The 25,758-nt window shown below is 45.4% G+C and carries 25 protein-coding genes and 1 pseudogene; 18 read left to right on the top strand and 8 right to left on the bottom strand.

Translation table 11 applies throughout. The features are described 5' to 3' along the window. The first annotated feature begins 113 nt into the window (after positions 1–113). Positions 114–1,799 (top strand): cyanophycinase, encoded by a 1,686-nt coding sequence (locus ACN0UN_RS05810; protein WP_417659153.1) that lies wholly within the window; start codon positions 114–116, stop codon positions 1,797–1,799. 17 nt (positions 1,800–1,816) lie between these two features. Here ACN0UN_RS05810 and pyrE read toward each other — a convergent pair whose 3' ends face one another. Both pyrE and rph read right to left on the bottom strand, forming a co-directional pair. Next, positions 1,817–2,461: an orotate phosphoribosyltransferase gene (gene pyrE, locus ACN0UN_RS05805; RefSeq protein WP_417659152.1), complete on the bottom strand. Its 645-nt coding sequence runs from the start codon at positions 2,459–2,461 to the stop codon at positions 1,817–1,819. A 53-nt stretch (positions 2,462–2,514) separates the two neighbouring features. Then, positions 2,515–3,228: a ribonuclease PH gene (rph, locus tag ACN0UN_RS05800; protein WP_128352607.1), complete on the bottom strand. Its 714-nt coding sequence runs from the start codon at positions 3,226–3,228 to the stop codon at positions 2,515–2,517. A gap of 122 nt (positions 3,229–3,350) precedes the next feature. On the opposite strand from rph, the gene ACN0UN_RS05795 reads away from it, so the two are divergent. Further along, the gene (locus ACN0UN_RS05795; RefSeq protein WP_417659151.1) at positions 3,351–4,214 is read left to right on the top strand and encodes a YicC/YloC family endoribonuclease; all 864 of its coding nucleotides are present in this window, start codon (positions 3,351–3,353) and stop codon (positions 4,212–4,214) included. A 269-nt stretch (positions 4,215–4,483) separates the two neighbouring features. Beyond that, positions 4,484–5,617 carry a Fic family protein gene (locus ACN0UN_RS05790; RefSeq protein WP_417659150.1) on the top strand — a complete coding sequence of 378 codons (1,134 nt, stop codon included), beginning with the start codon at positions 4,484–4,486 and terminating at the stop codon, positions 5,615–5,617. Between the two features lie 48 nt (positions 5,618–5,665). Here ACN0UN_RS05790 and ACN0UN_RS05785 read toward each other — a convergent pair whose 3' ends face one another. Continuing rightward, positions 5,666–5,968 carry a hypothetical protein gene (locus ACN0UN_RS05785; protein ID WP_417659149.1) on the bottom strand — a complete coding sequence of 101 codons (303 nt, stop codon included), beginning with the start codon at positions 5,966–5,968 and terminating at the stop codon, positions 5,666–5,668. A 567-nt stretch (positions 5,969–6,535) separates the two neighbouring features. Here ACN0UN_RS05785 and ACN0UN_RS05780 point away from each other — a divergent pair. The 10 genes from ACN0UN_RS05780 (at position 6,536) to ACN0UN_RS05735 (ending at position 18,151) form a co-directional block, all read left to right on the top strand. Continuing rightward, positions 6,536–6,775 (top strand): helix-turn-helix domain-containing protein, encoded by a 240-nt coding sequence (locus tag ACN0UN_RS05780; protein WP_417659148.1) that lies wholly within the window; start codon positions 6,536–6,538, stop codon positions 6,773–6,775. After that, a complete protein-coding gene (locus ACN0UN_RS05775) occupies positions 6,759–6,980 on the top strand; it encodes a helix-turn-helix transcriptional regulator (RefSeq protein WP_417659261.1) in 222 nt (73 codons plus the stop codon). Before ACN0UN_RS05780 ends, ACN0UN_RS05775 begins: the two co-directional genes overlap by 17 nt. 23 nt (positions 6,981–7,003) lie before the next feature. Continuing rightward, positions 7,004–8,377 carry an ATP-dependent nuclease gene (locus ACN0UN_RS05770; RefSeq protein WP_417659147.1) on the top strand — a complete coding sequence of 458 codons (1,374 nt, stop codon included), beginning with the start codon at positions 7,004–7,006 and terminating at the stop codon, positions 8,375–8,377. 233 nt (positions 8,378–8,610) lie between these two features. Continuing rightward, a complete protein-coding gene (gene hsdR / locus ACN0UN_RS05765) occupies positions 8,611–10,929 on the top strand; it encodes an EcoAI/FtnUII family type I restriction enzme subunit R (RefSeq protein ID WP_417659146.1) in 2,319 nt (772 codons plus the stop codon). Between the two features lies 1 nt (position 10,930). Further along, positions 10,931–12,706, top strand: coding sequence for an ATP-binding protein (locus tag ACN0UN_RS05760; RefSeq protein WP_417659145.1), 1,776 nt, complete (start codon positions 10,931–10,933; stop codon positions 12,704–12,706). A 3-nt stretch (positions 12,707–12,709) separates the two neighbouring features. After that, positions 12,710–14,194 (top strand): N-6 DNA methylase, encoded by a 1,485-nt coding sequence (locus ACN0UN_RS05755; protein WP_417659144.1) that lies wholly within the window; start codon positions 12,710–12,712, stop codon positions 14,192–14,194. A gap of 2 nt (positions 14,195–14,196) precedes the next feature. Beyond that, positions 14,197–15,411: a restriction endonuclease subunit S gene (locus ACN0UN_RS05750; RefSeq protein ID WP_417659143.1), complete on the top strand. Its 1,215-nt coding sequence runs from the start codon at positions 14,197–14,199 to the stop codon at positions 15,409–15,411. A gap of 9 nt (positions 15,412–15,420) precedes the next feature. Beyond that, positions 15,421–16,185 (top strand): ABC-three component system protein, encoded by a 765-nt coding sequence (locus ACN0UN_RS05745; protein WP_417659142.1) that lies wholly within the window; start codon positions 15,421–15,423, stop codon positions 16,183–16,185. After that, on the top strand, positions 16,182–16,409 hold the full coding sequence (locus ACN0UN_RS05740) for an ABC-three component system middle component 6 (RefSeq protein ID WP_417659141.1): 228 nt from the start codon (positions 16,182–16,184) through the stop codon (positions 16,407–16,409). The genes ACN0UN_RS05745 and ACN0UN_RS05740 overlap by 4 nt, the downstream gene beginning before the upstream one ends. Continuing rightward, positions 16,406–18,151, top strand: a complete 1,746-nt coding sequence (locus tag ACN0UN_RS05735) for a DUF2326 domain-containing protein (RefSeq protein ID WP_417659140.1) — start codon at positions 16,406–16,408, stop codon at positions 18,149–18,151. Before ACN0UN_RS05740 ends, ACN0UN_RS05735 begins: the two co-directional genes overlap by 4 nt. 192 nt (positions 18,152–18,343) lie before the next feature. Here ACN0UN_RS05735 and ACN0UN_RS05730 read toward each other — a convergent pair whose 3' ends face one another. After that, positions 18,344–19,225 carry a LysR family transcriptional regulator gene (locus ACN0UN_RS05730; RefSeq protein ID WP_417659139.1) on the bottom strand — a complete coding sequence of 294 codons (882 nt, stop codon included), beginning with the start codon at positions 19,223–19,225 and terminating at the stop codon, positions 18,344–18,346. Between the two features lie 132 nt (positions 19,226–19,357). On the opposite strand from ACN0UN_RS05730, the gene ACN0UN_RS05725 reads away from it, so the two are divergent. Continuing rightward, positions 19,358–19,792 carry a hypothetical protein gene (locus ACN0UN_RS05725; RefSeq protein WP_417659138.1) on the top strand — a complete coding sequence of 145 codons (435 nt, stop codon included), beginning with the start codon at positions 19,358–19,360 and terminating at the stop codon, positions 19,790–19,792. 46 nt (positions 19,793–19,838) lie between these two features. Here the strand turns inward: ACN0UN_RS05725 and ACN0UN_RS05720 are convergent, their stop codons facing one another. Beyond that, on the bottom strand, positions 19,839–20,111 hold the full coding sequence (locus ACN0UN_RS05720; RefSeq protein ID WP_417659137.1) for a hypothetical protein: 273 nt from the start codon (positions 20,109–20,111) through the stop codon (positions 19,839–19,841). A gap of 257 nt (positions 20,112–20,368) precedes the next feature. Between ACN0UN_RS05720 and ACN0UN_RS05715 the strand changes: the two genes are divergently transcribed. The 3 genes from ACN0UN_RS05715 (at position 20,369) to ACN0UN_RS05705 (ending at position 23,869) form a co-directional block, all read left to right on the top strand. Continuing rightward, entirely contained in the window at positions 20,369–21,499 is a 1,131-nt protein-coding gene (locus ACN0UN_RS05715) for a Fic family protein (protein ID WP_417659136.1), read from the top strand. Positions 21,500–21,621: 122 nt separating this feature from the next. Beyond that, positions 21,622–23,508, top strand: coding sequence for a DUF885 domain-containing protein (locus tag ACN0UN_RS05710; RefSeq protein WP_417659135.1), 1,887 nt, complete (start codon positions 21,622–21,624; stop codon positions 23,506–23,508). 115 nt (positions 23,509–23,623) lie between these two features. Next, positions 23,624–23,869: a DUF1653 domain-containing protein gene (locus tag ACN0UN_RS05705; RefSeq protein ID WP_417659134.1), complete on the top strand. Its 246-nt coding sequence runs from the start codon at positions 23,624–23,626 to the stop codon at positions 23,867–23,869. A gap of 1 nt (position 23,870) precedes the next feature. Here ACN0UN_RS05705 and ACN0UN_RS05700 read toward each other — a convergent pair whose 3' ends face one another. From ACN0UN_RS05700 to ACN0UN_RS05690, 3 genes are read right to left on the bottom strand one after another with little or no spacing between them, the layout of a single operon-like run. Then, positions 23,871–24,311, bottom strand: a complete 441-nt coding sequence (locus tag ACN0UN_RS05700; RefSeq protein WP_417659133.1) for a VOC family protein — start codon at positions 24,309–24,311, stop codon at positions 23,871–23,873. Between the two features lie 8 nt (positions 24,312–24,319). Further along, a complete protein-coding gene (locus tag ACN0UN_RS05695) occupies positions 24,320–24,598 on the bottom strand; it encodes a peptidylprolyl isomerase (protein ID WP_128352736.1) in 279 nt (92 codons plus the stop codon). Positions 24,599–24,609: 11 nt separating this feature from the next. Continuing rightward, a complete protein-coding gene (locus ACN0UN_RS05690) occupies positions 24,610–25,407 on the bottom strand; it encodes a DODA-type extradiol aromatic ring-opening family dioxygenase (protein ID WP_417659132.1) in 798 nt (265 codons plus the stop codon). 117 nt (positions 25,408–25,524) lie between these two features. Here ACN0UN_RS05690 and ACN0UN_RS05685 point away from each other — a divergent pair. Next, positions 25,525–25,758, top strand: a pseudogene (locus ACN0UN_RS05685) (S9 family peptidase); the annotation flags it as partial.

Genomic DNA, 25,758 nt, shown 5'->3' with positions numbered 1-25,758 from the left:
TCGCTTTAAACCTTTAGCAGTATATCAGGTCGTACAACTTATGAAACTAAACTAGAATTGACTGTAGCGGCTAATGCCGTTAGGTTGAGCGCCTTAAGTTGTAGGAGTAAACCATGAAAGCTTCCATTTTTGCTGCACTCATAGTGGGTGGCGCCGTTATTGCCAATTCAGCGCAGGCGCAGGAATCAGAACCTGCGAAAGCGAGCGGGCCAGACTATCAATTGTTTTTAATGGGCGATGAAATGGCGCTGTGCTCAAGCATGGCCTGGACCCATTGTAACGACACCGACTGGCTAGACGGTGAAAGCATGCGGACCGATCGCTACATTAACTTGGGCGATAACTACGTAAAACCCATGCTTGATGACGAACTATGGCCAGCGCACCGACGCAAAACCCGTGACGACGTGAAAATGGCGATAGAGATATTGTATGAACGTATGCGCTCGGAAGTAGTGCCTGAGCGAAGCTTTCAAGAAGAGTTTACACGCCGCGCCACACGACATTTGTACGACAGCTTGTCGGAGCGCGAATGGAACCTGATTGTTGATCATTTAGAAATGCCGGAGCCAAAAGGTAAGCATGACACCGCGCGCATTAACCTGACCAAAGTACGTGCTAAGCGCGATATTTTGCAGGCCATGCTGGTGCAAGCTGACCAAGTGCGCAGTGGTGACGACATGCCGCGCATTGCGATTGCCGCTGCTGGCGCACGTGACCCGATTACCGCTGTAGAACCGTTTATCAGTGCCTTTGTCAGCTTAGGCGCAGAAGTGCGTTGGTTGCCGATAGACGCAGCGGTAAATACCGCGCAGCGCACCGGTAAGTGCGACGAGCTGGATGAGATTCGTGAAGAAGAACTTGGCACCTGGAAGCGGGCGCGAGTATTCCCGAACCAACATAAACAGCAAGTTGAGTTCTGCAAGGCGCCATTGCAAGGTGCAAAAATTGTCGACTGGGCCGACGCTGTACTGATTGTTGGTAACGAACCCAACTTAGTGCGTAAAGCCTTTTTAGACCCGCTTAGCCAACCAACGGATTTGATGACCAGCATTTATCTGAAAATGCGCGCCAACAAATTGGTGGTGGGCGCAACCAGCGATGCCATGAATGCCATGGCTGGGCGGTCTATGGTGGCCAGCGGTACCAGTGCTGAAGCGCTGCGTGCCGGTGCGATTGCTGGCGAAGCACCGCCGTTTGCCTGTGACAAAGACGACAGCTGCCCGCGCAACATGAATGCCGAAAGCACCACTTATCATCCGCTTGGCGGCGTGGGCTTATTGAGCCAGGCAACGCTTGACGGGCAATTCGCAGAGTTAGGTCGCCACGGCCGGTTGTTGCGCGTTGCAGCAACCACCAATACCCAACTGGCAATCGGCATTGATACGCGCACAGCGTTAGCCGTGAACGTGTTGAATGGGAAATTTAAGGTGCTTGGTGAGCGTGGCGTGTTCTTCGGTATTGGCGCGCAGCAAACCGAGACTGCAGTTGCCGCAACCTTTCACTATTTAGTGAGCGGCGCGTCGGGCGAAATAACCGACAATAGCGTGCGTAACATTGAATTTGCCAAAGGTGAAGGGGTGGTGCAAGAACAACCAACTACGCGTTTCTTAAACAATCGCGGCATGGTTGATTCACTGCGGTTGCTGTGCCAAAAACGCGACAGCTTTAACTTGGTACAAAACGAATTTCGCTTAATGGTGGTGGGTGACGAGAGCACCAAGCGCCAAAAAGCCGGCGGGGAATGCCAAGTTACCGATGCGCGCATCGGCGTGTCTTGGCAACCCGAAACCTGGTAAGCCTTTCGCTTACTTGGTTATGCAACACCATATTGGGCGCGGTACGCAGTTACCGCGTCCAAGTATTCAGCAAAGTCTGCTGAATTTTGTAAGTAAGCAATCACGTCATTGAGCTTCACAATGCTAATAACCGTGGCATTGTAATCACGCTCAACTTCCTGAATGGCACTCAACTCACCCTGGCCCTTTTCTTGCCGGTCGAGCGCAATCAATACGCCCGCTAGCTCGGCGCCATTGGCTTGCACAATTTCCATCGACTCGCGAATTGCAGTACCGGCCGTTATCACATCGTCAACCAACATCACGCGGCCTTTCAGTGGTGAACCCACCAAGTTACCGCCTTCACCGTGGTCTTTCTTCTCTTTGCGATTAAAGCAATACGGCACGTCTTTCTGGTAGGTGTCATACAGCGCAATTGCCGCTGCGGTGGCAATTGGAATGCCCTTGTACGCTGGACCAAACAGCAGGTCATACTGCACGCCGCTGTCTTGCAGCGCGGCAGCATAAAACCGACCAAGGCGGGCTAAGTCAGAGCCTTGGTTGAACAGCCCCGCATTAAAGAAATACGGGCTTGTACGGCCCGACTTCAGCGTAAATTCACCAAATTTCAGTACGCCACGTTCAATGGCGAATTCAATAAATTCTTTTTGATAAGCTTTCATAAGTACGTTTCTCGTTATTCGTGCGCTGCGCTGTTCGTCCGCTTCGTTATTCGTTATGCAAGGGCTTGCTTTTGCAAGTCCATGAGCTCGCGGATGGCGTGCTTGGCCAAGTCCAGCATTTCGGTCATGTCTTCGCTTGAGAAAGGCTCGCCTTCTGCGGTGCCCTGAACTTCAATAAATTTGCCAGCTTCAGTCATCACCACGTTCATGTCGGTTTGTGCTTTTGAATCTTCTGGGTAGTCCAAATCAGCCACTGCGTGACCGTTGTACATGCCCACAGAAACCGCAGCCACCAAACCCTTCAACGGGTTGGTTTTAACAATGCCTTGCTTGCGCATCCAGTTCAGCGCATCCACGAGTGCAACACAAGCGCCGGTAATTGACGCAGTACGCGTGCCGCCGTCGGCTTGCAACACGTCACAGTCGATGGTGATGGTGTTCTCGCCCAATGCCGCCATGTCGACACAGGCACGCAGCGAGCGACCAATTAAGCGCTGAATTTCAACGGTACGGCCACCTTGCTTGCCGCGCGCCGCTTCACGGTCCATGCGCGAATGGGTAGAACGTGGCAGCATGCCGTATTCAGCAGTGACCCAGCCTTGCCCTTTGCCTTTTAAAAAGCGCGGCACACTTTTATCCACACTGGCGGTACACAACACTTTGGTGTCACCAAACTCAATAAGCACCGAACCTTCGGCGTGGCGCGTGTAATTCCGAGTAATAGTTACTGGACGAATCTGTTGAGCTGTACGACCACTTGGACGCATGATGTATTCCTCTGCTGTTGGCGCTAAATTTGTGGCGGCAATTATATCAGAAGTGCTGGCGAAATTCCGTTGCTATGCGAGAGGTGCTAAACTAGCCGCAATTAAAATTTAGAGGAATACCAATGATTCAATCAATGACTGGCTACGCGCGTCACGAACTCAAAGCCGAATGGGGCACAGCAACGTGGGAAATGCGCTCGGTAAATCAACGCTTTTTAGAAACGTATTTTCGCTTGCCAGAACAAATTCGCTCTATGGAAAACAGCCTGCGCGACAGGCTGCGTAAGCAACTGCAACGCGGCAAAGTAGAGTGCAACCTGCGCTTACAGATTGAACAAAAAGCCGAAGGCGGCCTGAACTTAAATGAAGAGCTGGCGCGCAGCGTCATTTCATCGGCCAATTGGGTGGCGAACCAAAGTTCAAGCGCCCAACTGAACCCGTTAGACGTATTGCGCTGGCCTGGCGTGGTGGCCCAGCAAGAAGAAGACATGGACACCATTCAAGCCGACATTTTGAGCGCGTTTGAAGCCTGCCTACAAGAGTTTATTGCCAACCGTGGCAGCGAAGGCAAGGCGTTAGAAAGCATGATTGCAACGCGCCTAGAGGGCATTTCTGAGCAAGTGACTTTCGTGCGCGGACATATGCCAGAAGTATTGCAATGGCAGCGCGACAAGCTGTTCGCACGCTTCGAAGAGGCGAAAGTAGAGCTTGACCCAGCCCGCCTTGAAGCAGAAATGGTCATGCTGGCGCAGAAAGTGGACGTAGCCGAAGAGCTAGACCGCTTAAACGCCCACGTTGTGGAAACCCGCAAAATTCTGCGCAAAGGCGGCGCTTGCGGCCGCCGTTTAGACTTCATGATGCAAGAATTTAACCGCGAAGCGAATACCTTGGGATCGAAGTCGATTAATGCGGACATCACTGCAGCAGCGGTTGAGTTGAAGGTGCTGATTGAGCAGATGCGGGAGCAGATCCAGAATATCGAATAGCCCGTCGCTCTCTCCGTAACACAACCGCCACGCTTAGTGCTCGAGAGAGTAACGCGAAACCTTGGCGGTTTTTCTTTTCTAGTAACTAATTCTTGGTAAGCCCTCCGTTCCCGAAAATGATTAGTATGTGATTCTAAATTGTATTTCTATAAAAACTTTTGTGTAATTAATATAACAGCTATAATGTAATTAGTTGTTTTTAGTGTAATCGCCAAAAACTTGAATTATTTAATAATTTTAATTTATTTTGTAAATAAAGGATTTATCTTATGGAGTTCCCGCTTCGTGTTGTGAGTCCAAGTTTCGATTCTGCCTTGACCGATACCTTGATGGAATTAAACCATCTAAGGAAGCTTCGGTTGCACGGAACCACAGCGCCATGGATATTTTTTCAGTTAAAAGAAATATTTCACATCCTTGAGAGTGTGGGTTCGGCTCGCATCGAAGGAAATCGGACAACCATATCGGAATATATTGAACGCAAAATAGAGAAAAATGAGCACGTTTCTGAGCGATTTTCCGAGATAGCTAATGTTGAAGCAGCGATGGATTTCATTGAAGAGACCATCGAAGAAGGTTCTGATATTACGCATCACTTTATTCGACAACTACATGAATTGGTTGTTGGAGATTTGACCGTAGAGGGTGATCGAACTCCTGGTGCTTATCGATCTTGGAATGTTGCTATATCTCAGTCTGCTCACCTGCCTCCGGATGCAATTAATGTACAAACCTACATGGACGAGTTGCTTGCTTTTATTAATGAAAAGAGTTCGGAAAAATATGACTTACTAAAAACCGCCATTGCACACCACCGATTCACGTGGATACACCCATTTGGAAATGGCAATGGGCGAGTTGTTCGTTTGCTCACCTACGCATTGCTGATTAAGTATGGGTTCAATGTGAAGGACGGTAAAATTTTGAATCCGACCGCAGTCTTTTGTAATGACCGCGACTATTATTATGAACGGCTAGCTGATGCTGACCAAGGAACAGATGAGTCAGTACTCAATTGGTGTGACTATGTGTTAACGGGGATCTTGCACGAGGTCACTAAAGTAAACAAGTTACTCGATTTTGAGTTTCTATATGGGAAAATTCTTGTTCCAACGTTAGATTTAGCGAAGGAGCGCGGGTACCTTACAAAGGAAGAGGCTAGGGTGCTCAGTATCGGAATTGAAAAGCAGCACTTTAAAGCTGGTGAACTCGATGATACTTTGGATAGCCTCACCGTGCGACAGAGAACACATTTGATAGCAAAAATGAAGGACGCTGGCTTTATTAGGCCACTAAAACCCAACGGTCGCACATACAGCGTTAGCTTTATGAATAATTATTTGATGAGAAGCTTGATTCAGGTGCTTGAGAGGGAAGATTTCATCCCGTCGATTAATAGTTAAATAACCTTAACAGCAACCACATGGTTACGCATGGTTGCTGTCACGCCTTTACTTAATAGAATTCAAAAAAGCAACAAGCTTACCGCTATTCAAAGGAGTAGCGTCAACGTCCAGTTTGTTCCAGTAGTCAACAATATCGTCCTCGTGAGTATTTAATGGGCGACCGCCACCACCACCTGACTTATTGCAAGTTCCGGCACTGAGACATAAGTTGATATCACCATACTCGATTAGTACTCTTACACAGACAGGCTTACCTGCTTTTTGTAACTCATTTATTGTGCCGTTAAGCCACCCTGCTTGGCTGCTATCCCAAATTCGGTCTTGCTCGTTGATTATGACTTTTATCATTGCCCTTCCTTGTAATAGATTTGCTATTTACTGGGGTTAAGGAAGGGGCGACTGCAAACTGCCCCTGATAACGTTAGTTCGGCGTCGAGCGATAGTGTTCAGGAACCTTCGTGCCATCTTTTTTGGTGTGCGCAGGAACGTGAACCTTCTTTTTGCCGCTTGTCGTCTTAGCCATGCGATCATCCTCATGGAAATTTAGACTAAAGGTATCAGCGAGGTACAAACCAGATCCTTGCCTTGTGGATTAAGTGGGGTTTTCGGGTTAAAAATTCAACACTTAAACAGATTTATTCACAATTATTTTTCAACGGAGAGTGATATGGTTGACTTCTCTTGGACTGCAATAGGTTTTAGTGTGTTTGCGATGGAGGTATTGCCGGTTTTTGGGCTGTTATACGCGAATGGTGACAGGTTGGAAGCGACGCTGAATCGCTGTTTTAAGCTAGTTTGCAATGCTCTTCAACGTTGCATTAGCTTTAGCAGCCGAGCTTGTTGTTTGTGCAGTAGATTAAGGCTGCTTATGACGCTCTTATTGACACGCCGTTCGCATTCGATTTATATACTTGGTTGGTTTGGCGAGTTTTATCGTTGACAAAGCTGGCTACTCGCGTCAGTTGGTTTCAACTACATAGACAATTTACGAGTAATCAAAGTTTGGCGGCGTTCCCAAACGGGCTATCACGCTCGGCCATTTACAAGCTCACGCATCGAAAAGAGATACTGCATTTAAAGCCCAGCAAGCGTGTCATGTTCAAACGCTCTGAAGTTGATGCATGGATTCAAAAGAGCTATGTCCCAACAAAGTAAAAAGCAGACTCAAACATCACTATCAGCGCCGTTTGATCAATACATCGATGAAAAGATGCGGGCGGAAATAACCGGCACCAGCCGGACAACGTGGTGGCGGCTAGAGCGTCAAGACAAAATGCCACCGGTTTATCGGATTGGGCAGATGAAACGGTGGTTGTTGTCGGAGGTTTTACAATGGCGTATAACTGGAATAAATGTGTGAGCTGGTTTTAGCTAGAGGAAGGCATGGCTATAGAAAGGGTGGAAATTGTAGGATTTAGAGGGTTCAGCACACGTCAAGCTTTGAGCTTTTCGGTGCCGAATGGTGATCCTGGAAGTGGTCTGACAATAATCACAGGCGCGAACAATTCGGGAAAGTCATCCATCATCGAATGCTTAAAAGCAAGAGGAGGCTATCAATCACCAAGCTTTACTGTAGGGGCGCGAAACGCAGCTGTTGACCATGTTGAAATTAAGTATTTCATTAATGGAACAGAGGAGCGAGTTGTCTCACTCAAAAAAGGTAGTAGTGAATCAAAAAAAGTCGATGTTGATGGTAACTTTCATATCTTTGTTCTTCCATCCCGCAGAGCGTTTGAGCCGTTTTTTGGAAGAGGAAGCCATTCGAGAGAACAGCACTTAGGTAATAGCCATCTGTCTCCGCAGCGAAGTGCAATGCTTGGCGATTTTCAATATCGGTTGTTCAATATTCTCGAAAATCAGGAAGCGTTTAATAAAATATTGCATAGAGTATTAACCTTTAAGCCTGAGTGGGCGATTGACCAGTCAGATCAAGGCCAGTATTTTCTCAAGTTTTATAATGGCGAATTTTCACACACCAGCGACGGCATGGGCGAAGGTGTTGTGAGCATATTTGCCATTGTAGATTCATTGTATGATTCGAAGCCAAATGACGTAATCGTAATTGATGAACCAGAGCTATCATTGCACCCCGCTCTTCAAAAGAGAGTCTTCCACTTACTAAAAGAATACTCGCAAGATAGACAAATAATATTGTCGACACATTCTCCGTACTTTGTAGATATTCCGTCGATTATAAATGGAGCAAACCTTGCTAGAGTCGTTAATACAGGCAAAGGAACAGAAATTTTCCAGCTATCTGACACTGGTCGGACAATTTTAGATAAATTGTCAAAAGGTAACTTGTACAACCCGCACACTTTCGGTTTAGACGCTAGAGAGTTGTTTTTCCAAGAAGACGGAATCATCGTAGTTGAGGGTCAGGAAGATGTTCTGCTTTTTCCGGATATCGCTAATCAACTTGGCACGTCGATTTCTGCCTCTTTTTTTGGCTGGGGAGCTGGAGGCGCATCCAATATTAGCTACATCTGCTATTTTTTGAATGAGCTAGGATTCAAAAAAGTCGCCGGTATACTTGATGGAGACAAAATTGATGAGATTCCGCAGCTTAGAGATGACTTTCCCAACTATTATTTTGCACATATCTCTGCTGATGATATTCGCACAAAACAGCCTCGGAAGGAGACCCGCGGCGTTGAAGGCTTGCTTGATTCCAAACGACGAATTAGGGATGAACATAGAGAATCAACCGTAAATTTACTTACCGAACTTAACCAATTTATTTCAAAACAAACCTGATTAGGGTAGCTAGTGCCAGAAGATTAATCCCTTCAGATATACAGCTTTTTAAAAGTAATCAGCCTGTCTTATGGGCGATGACTCGTGCACACTTTTGAATCAGATCCAAATTATCAACAAACTCTGGTAATGTACGTCATAACTTACAATTTTTAAAACCATCACGTTTCTTCAATCAAGGCAGTTTGGGAAAGGTCAGGTCCGACTTGGATTAGTGAACATGGAGCACAGGGATGCAGTCAGAGGCTGATACTAGGGCAAATTATATTGACCCCGCTCTTGCGGCGGCAGATTGGAAGCCCGTGAACGTAATTCGCGAACATTATTTTACCGACGGCAGAAAACTTGCCGGAGGTGTTCGTGGACGACGTTGTTTCGTCGATTATTTGCTTCATAAAGACAATCGCTATCTCGCCATTGTCGAGGCTAAAAAGGAGTCGGAGCACCCCACTAAAGGTCTTCAACAAGCCATAGATTATGCCAACAAACTTTTGGTGCGTTTCGTCTACTCAAGTAACGGTAAACAGACGTATGAGTTCGACCTCGAAACGGGAAAAGGTGAGTATGTCGAGTTTTATCCGACACCTGAGGAGTTGGAGAAACGTTACGCTGGTAAAAACTCCAATCTAGGCCAAGAGCTTCGGAACGTGCCTTTTCATTTAGAAGGCGCTATGCAGCCGCGATATTATCAAGAGCTTGCTGTACATGCCGCTACCGACGCAATAGGGCAAGGTAAATCCCGAGTACTTTTGACGTTGGCTACAGGAACCGGCAAAACTTTCATCGCGTTCCAGATTGTTCACAAGCTATTTCAGTCTCGCTGGAATAAAGATGACCCGGGTTCGAGACGCCCCAGAATTTTATTCTTAGCTGATCGAAATATACTCGCTGACCAAGCAATAAACACCTTTAATCCCTACGAAAAAGATCTCATTAAAATTAACGGAGAAGAGGTTCGTAAACGGTCAGGCGTTGTCCCAACTAATGCGCATATTTTCTTCGCGATCTATCAAGCGATTGCCGAGCGTGAAAACATTGAAGGCTATTACAGGTCTTATCCAAGTGACTTTTTTGATCTCATCATGATAGATGAGTGCCACCGAGGCAGCGCCAATGAAGAAGGCTCCTGGCGTGCAATTCTTGACCATTTCAGCAATGCCGTGCATGTCGGTTTAACTGCTACCCCAAAACGTGAAGCGAACGTTGATACTTATGATTACTTCGGCAAGCCAGCGTTTGAATATTCGCTAAAAGAAGGCATAAATGATGGCTTCTTAACGCCATATAGGGTGAAACGAATACGTACTAATTTAGATGAGCTGGTTCTGACAAAAGAAGATCAGATTATCGAGGGTGAGTCGGGACAAGACGTCTATGAAGTAAAAGATTACGATCGAAAAATCACTGTTGATGATCGAACAGATTTAGTCGCAAAAGCAATTGTTGACCATATCAAGCCACTTGATAAAACCATAGTCTTCTGCGAAGACCAGAACCATGCACTCACCATGCGCGACATGATTAATAAATATAAAAAAATAAAAGATCCGCACTACTGCGTTCGAGTGACCAGCGATGAGGGAAAGGTTGGTCGGGAGCTTTTGGAAAAATTTCAAGACAACGATAAAGACATTCCAACCATTCTCACTTCGTCACAGATGCTTACCACTGGCGTGGATGCACGTAACGTCCGAAACGTGGTGCTTGATCGTACCGTTGGGTCAATGGTTGAGTTTAAACAAATTGTTGGTCGCGGAACCCGTGTTTTTGATGGTAAAGATTATTTCACTATTATCGATTTTCGTGGTGCGACCAATAAGTTCTATGACAAAGATTGGGATGGCGAGCCAGAGCCTCCTGAGCCAAATGAAGCGCGTGAACCGACACCAACTCCCTATCCACCATCAGAAGCTGACGAAAGTGGTAACACTTCAGATACTGAACGAAAAGAGCCTAAAACGCGATTAAAGGTAAAACTGAGCAAACATCGTGAGATTAAAGTCATTGATGTAGAGACTCGTTACATTGATGAAAACGGGAAACCTCTCACCGTACAGGAGTTTGTCGAACGTCTAATCAATCAGTTACCTGGGTTGTTTAAGTCAGCTGACGAACTGAGAAGAACTTGGTCTGATCCAGATGAACGCGAGACTTTGCTTGAGAAACTGGTGCAAGCGGGGTTCGACAAAGAGCAGTTAGCTACTCTTCGACGTATGTTTGAAGCCGAAGATTGCGACATCTTTGATTTATTAGCGTTTCTTGCTTTTGAGCAGCCAATGGAAACCAGAAAAGCACGAGCCGATAACGTACGTACTAACAGTGCATTCTTTAGCCAATACCAGCATGAAAAAGCCCAGAAATTTTTGCACTTTGTACTCAACCGATATGAACAAAGCGGCAGCGCAGAGTTATCTCGTGAACGTCTACCTGCGTTGATAGAACTGTCGGGGTTGGGCACAACAAAAGATGCATCCAAAGCGTTCGGCGGTAAACCAGCATACTTGCTGGCCGCTTTTAAACAATTACAGCAACAGCTATATCACGTGAGTTAAAATGGAATTAACTTTAGCCCCGAACCCACTCCATGATCAGACGCAAACTTTGACAATCGACAAAGTGGCGGCGTTGATTGGTGAAAATGGTAGCGGTAAATCAAGTATCTTACAGTCTGTTTTTGAAGACCGCATCAAAGCAGGCCAAGCTCGTGACTATCGAGTCGTTTGCTTTTCTAGTGGACAAAACGAGTCGTTCTCAAAAGAGTTTTCGTCGTATTTGAAGAAGCTGAAGAATACGAATGATGCGGAGCAAGTTTATGCGTATTTTTACGATAAATCCTGGTCTAAGATACTTATTTTCCTTGCTAGCACATTAATGAAAACAGGTAAGGTCAGAGAGTTCTTGATCGAAAATGGGTATACAGAGGAAAGCCAGGATGGGTTTAAAGATGACCTGCATTCAACTCTTTCTATCCAATTTCGAATTCAAAGCGCGTATGTAACTCAGATTCAACAAGCGTTGAAACGAGAAGCATTAGGTGAAAAAGACACATTTCGGCAAACGGTATTTCATCGCAATTTGGCAAATTTCATAGAGGAGTGTATCGACGAGGATTACGATTTTGAAGAGACGATGAGAAGCCGCACGGTGCAGCTAAAATCGGCAAAGATTACTCGTATACATTTCTTATCAAACTTATTTGACGATCCGACAAGAGAGGAGCCTATACCAGATGTCTACAGAGAGCTTCCTGCGGTGGACTTTTTTACGCAAGCGGCGAGGACGGATAGCTTTATACCCAGAGCTAGAATAGGATTGACATTCAAAAATGGCTTAGACCTAGATGACCTAAGCGATGGTGAATACCAGCTATTGTTTTTGTACGCCTTAATAGATCTTTTTGATGCCGAAAATACGCTTTTTTTGCTAGATGAAGCTGACTCACACCTCCACTATCAAAACGTCGAGAAGCTCTGGTCGTTACTACACAGTATACAAGGGTATGCAATTACCACTACGCATTTGCTCGATTCTATTTCTGCTAAAGAAAACCGTATAGAACACCTAAAAGTCGTGGAGAACGGTCGTATTAACGACGACAACAAGATAAAACAATTGATAAATCGCCTGAGTGTACTATCACGTGCTAAATCTGTGGAGTTTGAAGTTTGCAGTAAGCTTCCAAATATTGCTTTATTAGATGATTACAATGATTGGGTTATTTTTAGCAAGCTCGCAGCGCGAAAAGGCTTGAATGCCGACCGCTTGCTCCAAGTTCATGCAATAAAGAAGACTTCAAGTTGTGCAAGTGACGCAGAGCGTCTAGGGCAAGCAAAAGTAGAGTGGGTGAAAGGCCTCAGCCAGTCGGGTTCACTGATAAATACGACTAAAATATTTCTGATTTGTGATAGAGATGAAGCTAATCCAACCTGGAATCAAAATGGAGTTGAGTTAGCGGGAAAACCTTATAAAGAATTGCTGAAAACAATTCGCTGGCCACATGGCTTAAACGCTAAAACTTTTTTGCTTGCCTGGAAGAGACGCGAAATAAAGAATTATTTACTTTCATACACTGCACTCAATCATTTCGGCAAACTAGATAAAATCAACGGGCCGAACTTAGCCGCGGTTGACCATCTAGTTGCAGGTGAGGCAGGTGATAATGATTCAATTCGCCGTATTAATGCGAAATCTATTATAGATGAGCTGATAAATACCGAGGGTAAAGGCTTAGATCCAGAAAAGCTCCAAGCCTACATTGACCTGATTCCACCTCAAGAGATCAGTGAAGACATCACAAATATGTATAATTTTATTACTGGAAAACTGTAAATTATGTCATTACAGCAAAAGATCGATCGTATTACCGACGTACTACGTCGCGATGATGGCATCAGCGGTGCTATGCACTATACAGAGCAAACCTCATGGGTTCTGTTCTTAAAGTTTCTGGATGATTATGAGTCTGAAAAAGAGGACGAGGCGGTCTTATCCGGTAAAGAGTATCAACCAGTTCTTGATTACGAGCACCGTTGGTCTAACTGGGCCTGTCCGAAAACAGACAATGGGAAACCGGATATTAATAAAGCTCGTACTGGCGATGATTTGACCAATTACGTTAATAATGAACTGTTTCCGTACTTAAAAGGATTTGCGAATGCGACGGCGACGGGCGCAGCGGCCGACCCGAAATCGTTTACTTATAAAATAGGTGCCATCTTTCAGTATTTGGATAATAAGATCGCTTCTGGTCACACGTTGCGAGAAGTGTTAGATATTGTTGATAACTTGAATTTTCAGTCAGAGACAGACCTGTTTGAACTGTCATTAGTATACGAGGGCCTATTACAGAACATGGGCGATGCTGGAGGGTACGCGGGGGAGTTCTACACTCCTCGCCCACTTGTCCGAGCGATGCTTCAAGTTATTGACCCACAGGCTGGTCAGACGATTTACGACGCTGCCGCGGGTTCGTGTGGTTTTTTAGTGGAAGCCTTTGAGCACCTAAAAGCAAAGAGAAACGATCTTTCAACTCAACAGTGGGATTTTATTCAGCGCGATACTTTTTTTGGCTTCGAGAAGACCTCGCTGGCGTATGTCATGGGTATGATGAACATGATTTTGCATGGCATCGAGTCGCCCAACCTGTTTCGTGGTAATACACTGACTCAAAATATCCGCGATATTCAGGAAAAAGATCGTTACGACATAATTCTCGCGAATCCACCATTCGGTGGAAAAGAGAAGTCGCAAATCCAGCAAAACTTTCCTATCCAAAGCAATGCAACAGAATTGCTTTTTTTGCAACACTTTATGAAAACTCTAAAAAGTGGTGGCAAGGCAGCCATCGTAGTGCCAGAAGGTGTGCTGTTCCAGACCAACAGCGCTTTCAAGCAAGTCAAACAAGAGCTGCTGGAAAACTTTAACCTGCACAGCATTCTAAGCCTACCAGCCGGAGTATTTTTGCCGTATTCAGGCGTTAAAACCAATGTGCTGTTTTTTGAACGTAGCGGCGGCACCAGCGATGTGTGGTATTACGAATGTGAGCCCGAGCAAAAGCTCACCAAAAACAAACCGATCACCGATGATCACCTAAAAGAGTTTGTTGGGCTGTATAACAGCCGCGAAACCACTGAGCGTTCCTGGACAGTTTCAGCCAGTAAATTGGCTGAAGACTATGATCTATCGGCCAAGAACCCAGCCAAGCAAAAAGATGCCGAGCATTTAGCGCCAAGTGAAATTCTCAAGCAGATCCGTACTAAGGAAAAGTTAGTGTCTGGCCTGTTGGATGAAATTGAAGATCTGTTGGCGGAGAAATAGCGATGGATCAAGTTCTGTATCAATTGCCGGATAGCTGGGAATGGCACCCAGTCAAGAAACTTAGTCATAATATCCAGTATGGACACACAGCTAAAGCAGCAAGTAACGGTAACGCAAAGTTCTTGCGTATCACTGATATTCAAGGCGGAAAGATCGACTGGCAGGGCGTTCCAACAGTATCTCTTCAAGAGAAAGAAATCAGCAAGTACGCGCTGAATAATGATGACTTGATTTTTGCCCGTAGTGGTGCAACTGCCGGAAAATCTATTCTAATCAAGAATGCGCCCAAAGATGCCGTATTCGCATCTTACTTGATTCGGGTTGTTCCAAATCAAGAGAAAATCTTTCCTGAGTACCTGAGCTACTTCTTTTTAACACCAGCCTATTGGGAGGTCGTTAGCCAGAATGCCGCTGGAGCGGCTCAGCCTAATATCAACGGCACCAAGCTTTCTGAATTTATTGTTCCTGTGGCACCCCAAGAGGTACAAAAGCGTATCGTCGGAAAACTTGACGCGCTGCTCACTCGTATCGACACGGCCATTGAGTATTTGCAGGAAAGCGTGGAATTGACTGATGCGTTTTCGAAAAGCGGTCTTTCAGAAATATTTGTGGAGTTAAAAAAGAATCATGAAGTTGTACCACTGTCATCTGTTGTTAAAATTAACAGCGGCACTTCTCTACCGAAGCTGTTTAAAAATGGCTTTAATGATGGAGATATTCCATTTTTTAAAGTGGCACAAATGAATAACCATCATGAAAACATGGTCGCACCAGAAATCAAATTTAATGAAAAGATCGCCAAAGAACATAAAATAAAATTATTCCCAAAGGGCAGTACTTTAATTCCCAAAAGGGGCGGTGCTATTCTGACCAATAAAAAAAGAATGTTGTTAGAGGATGCTTCTTATGACAGCAATATCATGGGATTAAAGGCTGACGAATCTAAAATTACTGATGACTACCTTTTCGCTTTTATGCGCATCATAGATCTGGCGAACTTTGTCGACGCAAGCACGATTCCGCAAGTGAACAACAAACACATTGATCAAATGCAAATTCCACTGGCAAGTCTGGATGAGCAGACTGACGTGGTTAGACGAGTCAATATGCTGGTACAAAAGGTTGAGGCTATGAATTCTGAAATCCAAAGCCAGCTGAATGAGTTACTTGCTCTTAAAAGTTCGATTCTCGATTCCGCCTTTAAAGGCGAGCTCTGAGGAAAGTTTATGAGCGCAACCTACCCAACCAAAGTCATTCTTGCTATGAAAAGCGGCAACGTTTGTGCGTTCAAGGACTGCCATAAGGCATTGACAGCGGATGGGGAGAACTCTAACCCTGCTGTCATTGGGGAGGCCGCTCATATTTATGGTGAAAGCCCTGGCACAAAAACCAAGCCTGCCTCTGCTCGCTATCGCTCGGATATGACTGATGAGCAAAGAAACCATTGCGAAAACTTGATTTATTTATGTCCGACCTGCCATACGAAGATAGATAAGCAGGAGAAGGATTACCCCCCAGAATTTCTGTTCTCTTTAAAAAAAGAGCATGAATCCTGGGTTGCAGAGCAGCTTGACCAATGTATGTCTGAAATATCTTTCGCGGAGCTTGAGGTTGCAGCTACCGCATTGGCGTCAGGTAAACACTCCTCAAGTAACGATAGTTTTGAAGTTCTCCCGCCAGAAGAGAAAATACATAAAAATGGACTCTCTGATGCTGTGCGTTCAGATATTGCTATGGGATTGAGTAAGAGTCATGAGGTAGAAAGGTTTCTTGCGAATATGGCTACCAATGTGGATGGAGAATTTCCTGACAGGCTTAAAAATGGATTCAAGAAAAAGTACCTTGAATTGAAACAGTCCTTATCTGGTGATGAGCTTTTTGCTTCAATGTTGGAATTTGCGCAAGCGGGGAAGAAGGGCTTTCGACAGCAGGCGGCTGGGTTGGCAATATTGAGCCATCTTTTTCATTTGTGTGAGGTATTTGAGAAATGATCATGCCATCAAAGTATCTACGTGAAGACGAAGCTTTGGTTGGGATTAGCGCAGCATTGCTACCGCTTGTCCAAAAAAATGACAATTTAACGGCACTTTGGGAGTCGGCAAAAAAAATTGATACTATCGGAAGTTTTGAACGATTTATTTTAGCGCTAGATTTTTTGTATCTGCTGGGTCTCGTCGATTTGCACAATGATAAAATAGTGAGAGTACAGGAATGATTCACAAAATCTGGTCAAATGATAAACGGTTTAAGCGCGTTGAGTTTTCAGTTGGGCTAAATGTGATTCTTGCAGAAAGAACTCTTGAGTCTGGTCAGAAAGATACTCGTAATGGGGCAGGTAAAACTACGCTACTGAATGTTATGCATTTTTGTCTTGGAGCTGATCTCCACCGTTTAAGTTTGCCAAAAGATGAGTTGGAGGATTGGGTATTTTATATCAGCCTTGACCTGTGTGGAGAAACATTTACTGCCAAGCGCAGTATTTCGAACGCTAAGATAATAGAGATTATGGGCGACGTGTCCAAGCTTGCTTTACCTCCAGAAGTCGATTCTAAGGGCACTACCTTTTACAAGAATGACGATTGGAAAAATCTACTAGGAAAGTGTCTATTCAAGATAAGAGGGGAATCGTCAACAAAGTATGTGCCTTCGTTCAGAAGCTTAGTTTCATATTTTACAAGGAAAGGGGCGGATGCTTATACAGATCCCTTCAAGCATTTTAGAAATCAGAAGATATATGATTTGCAAATACACAATGCCTATCTTCTTGGCTTGAATTGGGTGCTGGCTTCAGAGGCACAAGAGATCAGGGATAAAGAAAGTGCTATTAAAGCGTTAGACTCTGCAATCAAAGTGGGTATCGCAGCGACACAGGGGGAACTTGAAGCAGAGAGGGTTCGAATAGAGCGAGAGCTTAAGCGCGAATCTGATGCTTTAAAAAAATTCAATGTTCATCCGCAGTATAAAGAACTCCAAGATCAGGCAAATCAACTAACTATGACAGCGCACGATCTTACCAACAAAAATCTAGTGCTTAGACGTAAGTTGGAAAGATATGAACAAACGGTAGCGGAAGAAAAAGCGCCTGACAGCGAATCGGTTGAGAGGCTTTTTTCAGAAGCTGGTATTCATTTCGCTGAAAACATTAGAAGATCTCTTGAAGAGGCGAAAGGCTTTCATAAGGCAATTATACGTAATCGAAAATTTTTTCTTGAGGTGGAAATATCCCAACTTAAAAATGAGCTCTCTTCCAATGAAGAAATCATGAAGACAACATGCGACACGCGAGCAGAGCTCTTGAGCCTATTAGAAGCTCATGGGGCGCTGGAAGAATTTTCGGTCCTCCAAGAACGTACTGTTGAAAAAAAAGGGCAGCTTGAGGGAATTAAAAATAAGATCGCAGATATTCGCGATGTGACTCTGCATAAAAAGAATATCAAAGCATCGAGAATAGAATTAGAAACTAAGTTGCAGCGTGATTATGAACAAAATCGATCTGAGTGGGAAAAGGCAGTTTCACTATTCAGTGAGAATTCGCAGGCATTGTATGATGAACCGGGAAATTTGATTATCAATACCACTGATAATGGCTATAAGTTTGAAGTTGAAATTAACAAGAGTAGTAGTGAGGGAGTCGGTAAAATGAAAATATTTTGCTATGACTTGATGCTTGTTGAGTTGATGCGACAAAGAGGCGGCATAGATTTTCTATTTCATGATAGCAGCATATTTGATGGTGTTGATTCTCGACAAAGAGCCTTAGCATTAATGTTCGCGCACGAAAAAGCACTTGAGAATAACTTTCAGTATATTTGTGCGCTGAATTCAGACATGATTCCAAGTGATGACTTCAAAGAAGGGTTTGAAATTGCTAATTTTGTGCGATTAATTTTGAAGGATCAGAAGCCAAAAGACGCAGCGCTAGGCTTCCATTTTGAATTAGTGAAAAATAGAGGTTAAAATTGACTGAATGATAGTCATCGCCTAAAAACGTGGTTTAAGAGCCGTAATAATCGAATTTTCAGTCAAAGAAGGTTGGGTGGGTTGATCGGTGAGCCTCATTCAACAAGCATGACAAAAAAATCGCAAGTCCCTGATTTTAATATAAATTACGAAGTGCTCAACAAGCAGATCCAAAACATCGAATAACCTTCACAACCGCGCCGTAAAAAACTCAAGCGTGGCGCGCATCGCTGCGCTCAGGTGTTGCCGGTGGCGATAAACCGCATGCACTGGAGTTGGCGTGGGCAAATAATCTTCCAGTAGTGGCACCAACTGACCGTTGGCAAGCTGCTCCGTCACTTGGTACCTCGGTAAGTAAGCAATGCCGAGTGATGCCAACAAACCTTGTTTCAGAGCAAAGTTATTGTTGGCGTTCATCGGCCCCTTAATGCGCGCCGTTATTTCTTGGTTGTTTTCTAGAAATGTCCATCGTCTATCAACTGCGTGTGAGCTGTGGCTTAAACACGGTAAGTTAGCAAGCTCGTGCGGGTGTGTTGGTGTTCCGTGTTTGGCTAGAAACGTTGGGGTGGCAACCACCACCAGAGGTAAGTCATTTAATCGCTTGGCAATAAGTGAAGAGCTCTCAAGCTGGCCACATCGAATGGCAATATCAACTTGTTGCGTCACTAAGTCGACACGTTTGTCATCAAGCAGCAGGTCAACGTTTATCTCAGGATATTGCTGAAGTAGTTCAGGAATTAACGGTGCAATTTGTACGCTGCCGAATGTAACCGGTGCGGTGATGCGGATTAGTCCGCCGGGCGTATCCCGCAAACTCCCTAAGTGCTGCTCAGCTGCTTCTGCTTGGGTCATCATTTCGCGGCAATATTCGTAAAACGCGCGCCCCTCAATAGTAACCGTCATGGTTCGCGTGGTGCGTTGCAGCAGCCTTAAATTTAATTCCTGCTCAAGCTTCTTAATTGCTTTACTCACGGCGCCCTTAGAAATACCAAGATGCTCAGCCGCTCCTGTAAACGATTGTTGTTCGACCACGGTGGCGTAAATGGCCATATCGGCTAAGCGGTTCAACATGTAAGCCCCCTTTAAATATTTAACTGTTTCTTTGTGGAAACAATGAATTCTATTTTGGCTATCTAATCATTTATTTAGGAAACAGTATACTCCCTACATCGAGTTGAATCTAATCCATTGGGAGTGTTGATCATGAAAACCTATTCACTAGTTGTTCGTCAGTTATCTGAAAGTATTCATTATGTTCAAAACCAACTTCGTTTGCCGTTGGTTTCGCAAAATTCACAATGTGCTGAGTTTGAGTTAGCCGATGACTCACGGTTAGCACTTTGCTCATCTTCGGCTTCGAGTGTCATTGACCGGTCAGCAAAATGCTTACCATTAAGTAAGCGTTTACTTTCAGCATTAGAGCGCAATGGCGGCTTGTTCAGCCATCAGTTCGTATTAGGTGCGGCACGCAATTGTGAGTTGCCCGTTCGCTTGCGGGTGCCAGGCCATTCCGATGTACGTTTATGCCAAGAGTGTGTTGCAGAGCCAAAAGCTGAAAACACATCGCGCTCATCATTTTGGTCAGGTTTGAATAAAGTGTTTGTTGATTTGGTCAGCCACCATGGTTATCGGATGTAACTGTGGTGACGAATGCTATTTCCTATTGCCGTAACAATCGAGCGAATTAATAGCTTATGCCAGCTTGCTTACAATCACTTTTTTCGATGCGCTTCCATTTAAGGTAGTTTGCCTCATCGTTGGCTTGTAAATAGCTAGCAACTACAACGCTGGCCATTACGCAGATATCGATTTTATCACCACCCTTTTTAGCTAATTGGTATTGGCGTACCGAATCATCGATAACTTGCTGATAGATGGAATCCATACTTGGGTTACAGCCCGAAAGGAGAAGTACAGTAATTAGTGAAGCGAACGATCCTTGGATACGAGTAGACATCTTTCCTTTGCCTTTTTGTTATGAAAACTAAAATTGATTTGACTTTGTAATTGAAAGTTAGTCAACAAATTTTTAACTAAAAACGATTTTACTTCAACGCATCCGCGTAAACTGATTCAACTTGGCTAAAGTTAGATGCATGCTCTAGTCGTTCAATATTTGCATAATGAGCCGAATACACCTATTATTTGGCTCATATAGTGAGCCAAATATCCATCGCATTCGGCTCATCACGAAGCAATCTCTATGGCGCACTTATGACAACTTCGGAAAATTACGGACAAAAATGGCTTTGGCAGCATCCGCAGTGGCCAGATTTTCAATGGCAGCAAGACAAGCTGCAGCCATTACTTCGGCGTGCCTATGATCTGCTGGGTCAGCTTAAAGGTCGCATGACTTTGGTTGACGGACATGAGGAATTTACGCTCGATGCTCTACTAGCCAATATAGTTGCTTCATCGGCTATTGAAAGCGAGAAGGTTGATGTTTATGGCGTACGCTCTTCACTTGCGCGACAGCTTGGTGTTGCTGACCAACACCCCGTTAAGGTTTCAGAGCGCAGTGAAGGTCTTGCCAATTTAATGCGCGATGCAGTGACATCTTGGCAACAACCGCTAACCACCGATACGCTGTTGCAGTGGCATCGGTGGCTATTTCAAGGGCAGGATTCGCTTCTTCGAAAAGTGCTGCCTGAAGAGCTGCGCGGTGATGCGCCGATGCAGATTGTTTCAGGCCCCATTTCAAAACCAAAGGTACATTTTGAAGCGCCACCAAGAGCGGCTATCGAAAGTGAGCTTGAGCGATTTCTAAGTTGGTTCAACGACACCGCGAATAGCGGTGTTGATCCGCTCGTTCGTGCTGGAATCACACACCTTTGGTTTGTGACCATTCACCCATTTGAAGACGGTAACGGGCGCATCACCCGTGCGCTCACTGACCGAGCGCTGGCGCAAGCGGACCAAAACAGCATTCGACTGTTTGCTATGTCTGAGGCAATTCTGGAGCACCGCAAGGCCTATTACGACATTCTAGAGCATACCCAAAAGCACGACACCGATATCACCGCCTGGCTCGTTTGGTTTATCGAAACACTGACATTATCAATAGACGGTGCACTGGCAAAAATTGAGCGCACGATATCTAAAACCAAGTTCTGGGCGCAACATGCCAACAAACAATTGTCAGAACCGCAACGCAAAGTGCTCAATAGACTACTCGATGGCGACTTTGAAAACGGCATCAATGCAAACCGCTACCAGTCGGTTGCTAAAGTCAGCAAAGCGACAGCCACCCGCCATTTGAGTGATTTGGTAGAACAGGGTATTTTGGAAAGATTGCCCGGTGGCGGCCGCAGTACGCGGTATCAATTAACTTCCAGCATTCGTTAACCGCAGCTAACAAAACAGCTGAATTGCACAGGCGATAGGGTCAAGCTGCAGCACAAAATCGCCAATACGTGCTAATCTAAATCCATTCAAAAAATAAAAATACGAACTACAGGAGAACATACATGTTTGAGTATAAACGCATTGCGCTGGCGGTATCGCTGGTATTAATGACCACCGCGTGCTCAGAAGCACCGAAACAACAAGATGCGACAGCGCCTGTCGCAGAGAGCCAAACGGCAACGACTGATCAAGCCGTTAGCCAAGCTGAAATTCAAGCGGAATCGGAAAAAGCCAACAAGCTGTTTGAAGACATTTTCATGGAAAATGTTATGCGCAGCCCAATGTACCAGTCGTACTTGGGAATCAAACAAGACCAAGACAAGTGGGACGATATTTCTGAGCAACGCGCTGAAGAAGATTTAGCCCTACAAAAAGAACAGCTGGCGCGCGTTATGGAAATTGACGAAGCCAAGCTGGATGATCAAACCAAGGTGAGCTGGTTGCTGATGAAGCAAAATTTGGAGCAAGAGATTGCTGACTTCAAATGGCGTCATTATAACTATCCGGTAAATCAGATGTTCGGCATGCACTCAAGTGTTGCGTCGTTGCTCATCAATCAACACCGCATTAGTGAAGTGGCTGACGCTGAAGCCTATGTTGCGCGTTTAAATGGTTTACCAAAACTGTTTGAGCAACTTGGTGAGAACTTAAAAATTCGTGCTGAGAAGGGCATTATCGCACCGAAGTTTGTGTACCCATATGTTATTAGCGACAGCCAAAACATCATCTCGGGTGCGCCGTTTGAAGACGGTGAGCCAAGCGTATTCTTAGAAGATTTCACCAAGAAAGTGGATAACCTAGACATTGATGAAAACCAATACAACGCACTGATGAGTGCTGCTGAAGAAGCTTTGGTTGAATCCGTTAAACCAGCTTATGAGAACTTGATTAGCACGGTTGAAGACATTGCCGCGCAAGCTGACACCAAAGACGGTGCCTGGAAATTCCCAGATGGTGAAGCCTTCTACAATAACGCATTGCAACGCACCACCACCACTGACTTAACCGCTGAAGAAATTCACGAAATTGGTTTAAGCGAAGTGGCGCGTATTCACGACGAAATGCGTGTCATCATGGAAAAAGTAGGTTTTGAAGGTACGTTGCAAGAGTTCTTCGTGCACATGCGTAACAACAAGGACTTTATCTACCCTGACACTGCCGAAGGCCGTCAGCGTTATTTAGATGAAGCCACTGCGCTTATCGACACTATGCGCGAGCGCTTAGACGAGCTGTTTATCACCAAGCCAAAAGCCGACATGATTGTGAAAGCGGTTGAACCTTTCCGTGAGAAGTCAGCTGGCAAGGCGTTCTATCAGCAACCGTCAATGGACGGCACACGTCCAGGCGTTTACTACGCGAACTTGTACGACATGGCATCTATGCCAACTTACCAAATGGAAGCCTTGGCTTACCACGAAGGTATTCCGGGTCACCACATGCAAATTGCTATTCAGCAAGAGCTTGAAGGCATTCCGTCGTTCCGCAAGTTTGGCCGATTCACCGCGTACAGCGAAGGTTGGGGACTTTACACCGAGCTGTTGCCAAAAGAGATTGGCTTCTATGAAGACCCATATTCTGATTTCGGCCGTTTAGCGATGGAACTTTGGCGTGCAGTGCGCTTAGTGGTTGATACGGGTATTCATGCGAAGAAATGGACGCGCGAAGAAGGTATCGATTTCTACGTAACCAACACGCCAAACGCTGAAGCGGATGCGAAGAAAATGGTTGAGCGTCATATCGTTATGCCAAGCCAGGCGACAGCTTACAAAATTGGTATGCTGAAGATTCTTGAGCTACGTGAAAAAGCCAAAACTCAACTTGGTGATGCGTTCGATATTCGTGAATTCCACGACGCTGTGCTTGCAAATGGCCCAGTGCCGTTGAATATTCTCGAGCAGTTTATTGATGAATACATCAGCGAAACGCTTGCTGAAAACCAAGCTATGTAATTACGGTTGATCGTATAACCGCATAAAAAATCCCGTTCAGTTGAAGCTTGGTAGCTGCAACGGACGGGATTTTTTTATTCCCAATTTTAATGAAACTCTTTATGGGTGGAACGAAATGAAAATTAAGACTGGCACTTATCAACACTATAAAGGCCCCCGATATGAAGTGATTGATACCGTCAGGCATTCTGAAACTGAAGAGTGGATGGTGCTGTATCGGCCGTTATACGGCGACGAGCAGGGTTTGTGGGTACGCCCCTATGACATGTTCTTGCAGTCAGTTAGCGTAGATGGCCTAGAGGTACCGCGCTTTAAATACTTAGGCGAAGAATGGGGTGACGAGCAGGAGGTTTCAGAATAAATTAATGAGCGCCAGGCGTCATCTCTTGCCACAGTTGAATCGGGTTGCCTTCTGGGTCAGCGAGGCGCGCAAAACGCCCGTTGGGGTGGGTTTCTGGGTCAACTTCAACCTCTATGCCAGCTTGGCGCAATTGCGCCACCATGGCATCAAGATCGCGCACGCGAAAATTGAACATAAACTGCTGATCGTCTGCACCAAAATAACTGGTTTTCGCATTAAACACGCCAAATACGGTGTTACCGCCAGCTTGCACCCACGGTTGTTCTTCATAAGTGGTGGGTGTTTGCTTCACGCCTAGGTGTTCTTCGTACCATTTGGCTAGTACGGCCGGGTTTTCCGCTTTAAAAAATACGCCGCCAAAACCAAGTACGCTTTCGCGGTCAGCTGCCATAGCAGAGCCTAGGCCTACTAATAAAATAAAAATGATGACTACGTGTTTCATGGTTTTTCCTATGTACGCGAAAGCGTTTTAATTAAGTGCCACCCGAACTTGGTTTTTATGGGCCCATGCACTTCCAGCGTGGGCTTACCAAATACTACTTTGTCAAACGCCGGTACCATTTGGCCACGCCCAAACTCACCTAAGTCGCCGCCTTTTTTGCCTGAAGGGCAAAGCGAATGCTTCCGCGCAAGGTCACCAAATTTCTTGCCAGATGCGAGTTGTTTTTTCAACGCTTCGGCTTCTTCCTGAGTTTTCACCAAAATATGCAATGCGTGGGCGCGTGCCATGAATTTCTACCTTAATTAATTTGCCAGTAAAACATACGTGATTCTTTATTCAACGCATATACCGTGGTTGCTTGGTCGCAAGCGCGTTCGGCAGCACCATAGCACACGTGCAATGGTAATAAATGCTCTTCGCGTGGATGGCAAAATCGCGCATGGGGAGCTTGTTGCCAGTTAATCAGCAACTGTTGGCGTTCTCGCTCTGAAATGTCCGTTGCACAGCAGGTGTGCTGCAGCCACGCTTGAAACTCGGCATTTTTATTATCGGCATCGCTGGTATCGGGCGCAAAAAACGCGCGCATATTGTGAAATGATAAGCCAGAACCCAGAATCAATAAGCCGTCGTGGTCAACTGCTTGTAGCGCCTTACCTAGTTTAATGTGCGCTTCAGCGTTCAATGTGTTTTGCAGCGATAATTGAACGCACGGAATATCGGCGGCTGGATACATAATTTTCAACGGTACAAACAGGCCATGATCAAACCCACGCTGGGGTTCACCGACGGCTTTCAGGCCTTGGTTGGTTATTGCACTCAGCACTTTTTCGGCGAGCTCGGGGGCGCCAGGGCTTGGATACTGAATGGTGTAAGACTCAGGCGGGAAACCGTAATAGTCATAAATAAGCTCAGGTTGCGATCCCGTAGTTACGTGGGGTACGTCGGTTTCCCAGTGCGCGCTGACCACGATAATGGCTGTGGGCTTCGACATGCGGGTAGCAGCTTTGCGCAGCGCATTGTTCAAATCGTCGTGGCTCCGGTCACCAAGCAACGGCATGGGTCCGCCACCGTGAGCAATATACAAGATTTGTTTCATTTATGAATCTCCTTATCGACACCCTTGTTGACCGGTAAATTTAGACTACACTTTTTAAATTCTGTTGAAGCAGTAAAACAGGCCATATCGAAGAGATAATACAACAAGGAACTCAACATGCGAACTTCATTACTCCTTCAAGCGACTATTGGCAGCCTGCTGCTTGTGGCGTGCGGTAAGCCAGCGCCAGCGCCAGAGCCAACATCGTCAGCTGCGGAGCCTGTGCAGCAAACCACGTCAGAAGTGACGGTACCGCAATACAGCGCCCAGACATTTTTCGATACCATCACGTTGTATGGTTCATCCATTAATCACGACGGTACCGCAGTTTTGGTAACCAGTGACGCATCG

It is taken from the genome of Pseudidiomarina sp., from assembly GCF_048267825.1.
Taxonomy (GTDB): domain Bacteria; phylum Pseudomonadota; class Gammaproteobacteria; order Enterobacterales; family Alteromonadaceae; genus Pseudidiomarina.
This window is presented reverse-complemented; position numbering and strand designations above follow the sequence as displayed.

Bases quoted from the DNA above. Each gene is read 5' to 3' on its own strand.
- ACN0UN_RS05760 (WP_417659145.1), top strand. From the start codon at position 10,931: ATGGAATTAACTTTAGCCCCGAACCCACTCCATGATCAGACGCAAACT.
- ACN0UN_RS05715 (WP_417659136.1), top strand. From the start codon at position 20,369: ATGACAACTTCGGAAAATTACGGACAAAAATGGCTTTGGCAGCATCCG.
- ACN0UN_RS05735 (WP_417659140.1), top strand. From the start codon at position 16,406: ATGATTCACAAAATCTGGTCAAATGATAAACGGTTTAAGCGCGTTGAG.
- ACN0UN_RS05775 (WP_417659261.1), top strand. From the start codon at position 6,759: ATGTCCCAACAAAGTAAAAAGCAGACTCAAACATCACTATCAGCGCCG.
- ACN0UN_RS05745 (WP_417659142.1), top strand. From the start codon at position 15,421: ATGAGCGCAACCTACCCAACCAAAGTCATTCTTGCTATGAAAAGCGGC.
- ACN0UN_RS05690 (WP_417659132.1), bottom strand. From the start codon at position 25,407: ATGAAACAAATCTTGTATATTGCTCACGGTGGCGGACCCATGCCGTTG.
- ACN0UN_RS05710 (WP_417659135.1), top strand. From the start codon at position 21,622: ATGTTTGAGTATAAACGCATTGCGCTGGCGGTATCGCTGGTATTAATG.
- hsdR (WP_417659146.1), top strand. From the start codon at position 8,611: ATGCAGTCAGAGGCTGATACTAGGGCAAATTATATTGACCCCGCTCTT.
- ACN0UN_RS05695 (WP_128352736.1), bottom strand. From the start codon at position 24,598: ATGGCACGCGCCCACGCATTGCATATTTTGGTGAAAACTCAGGAAGAA.
- ACN0UN_RS05785 (WP_417659149.1), bottom strand. From the start codon at position 5,968: ATGATAAAAGTCATAATCAACGAGCAAGACCGAATTTGGGATAGCAGC.
- ACN0UN_RS05720 (WP_417659137.1), bottom strand. From the start codon at position 20,111: ATGTCTACTCGTATCCAAGGATCGTTCGCTTCACTAATTACTGTACTT.
- ACN0UN_RS05755 (WP_417659144.1), top strand. From the start codon at position 12,710: ATGTCATTACAGCAAAAGATCGATCGTATTACCGACGTACTACGTCGC.
- ACN0UN_RS05705 (WP_417659134.1), top strand. From the start codon at position 23,624: ATGAAAATTAAGACTGGCACTTATCAACACTATAAAGGCCCCCGATAT.
- ACN0UN_RS05770 (WP_417659147.1), top strand. From the start codon at position 7,004: ATGGCTATAGAAAGGGTGGAAATTGTAGGATTTAGAGGGTTCAGCACA.
- ACN0UN_RS05750 (WP_417659143.1), top strand. From the start codon at position 14,197: ATGGATCAAGTTCTGTATCAATTGCCGGATAGCTGGGAATGGCACCCA.
- ACN0UN_RS05740 (WP_417659141.1), top strand. From the start codon at position 16,182: ATGATCATGCCATCAAAGTATCTACGTGAAGACGAAGCTTTGGTTGGG.
- ACN0UN_RS05730 (WP_417659139.1), bottom strand. From the start codon at position 19,225: ATGTTGAACCGCTTAGCCGATATGGCCATTTACGCCACCGTGGTCGAA.
- rph (WP_128352607.1), bottom strand. From the start codon at position 3,228: ATGCGTCCAAGTGGTCGTACAGCTCAACAGATTCGTCCAGTAACTATT.
- ACN0UN_RS05810 (WP_417659153.1), top strand. From the start codon at position 114: ATGAAAGCTTCCATTTTTGCTGCACTCATAGTGGGTGGCGCCGTTATT.
- ACN0UN_RS05725 (WP_417659138.1), top strand. From the start codon at position 19,358: ATGAAAACCTATTCACTAGTTGTTCGTCAGTTATCTGAAAGTATTCAT.
- ACN0UN_RS05700 (WP_417659133.1), bottom strand. From the start codon at position 24,311: ATGAAACACGTAGTCATCATTTTTATTTTATTAGTAGGCCTAGGCTCT.
- ACN0UN_RS05790 (WP_417659150.1), top strand. From the start codon at position 4,484: ATGGAGTTCCCGCTTCGTGTTGTGAGTCCAAGTTTCGATTCTGCCTTG.
- ACN0UN_RS05795 (WP_417659151.1), top strand. From the start codon at position 3,351: ATGATTCAATCAATGACTGGCTACGCGCGTCACGAACTCAAAGCCGAA.
- pyrE (WP_417659152.1), bottom strand. From the start codon at position 2,461: ATGAAAGCTTATCAAAAAGAATTTATTGAATTCGCCATTGAACGTGGC.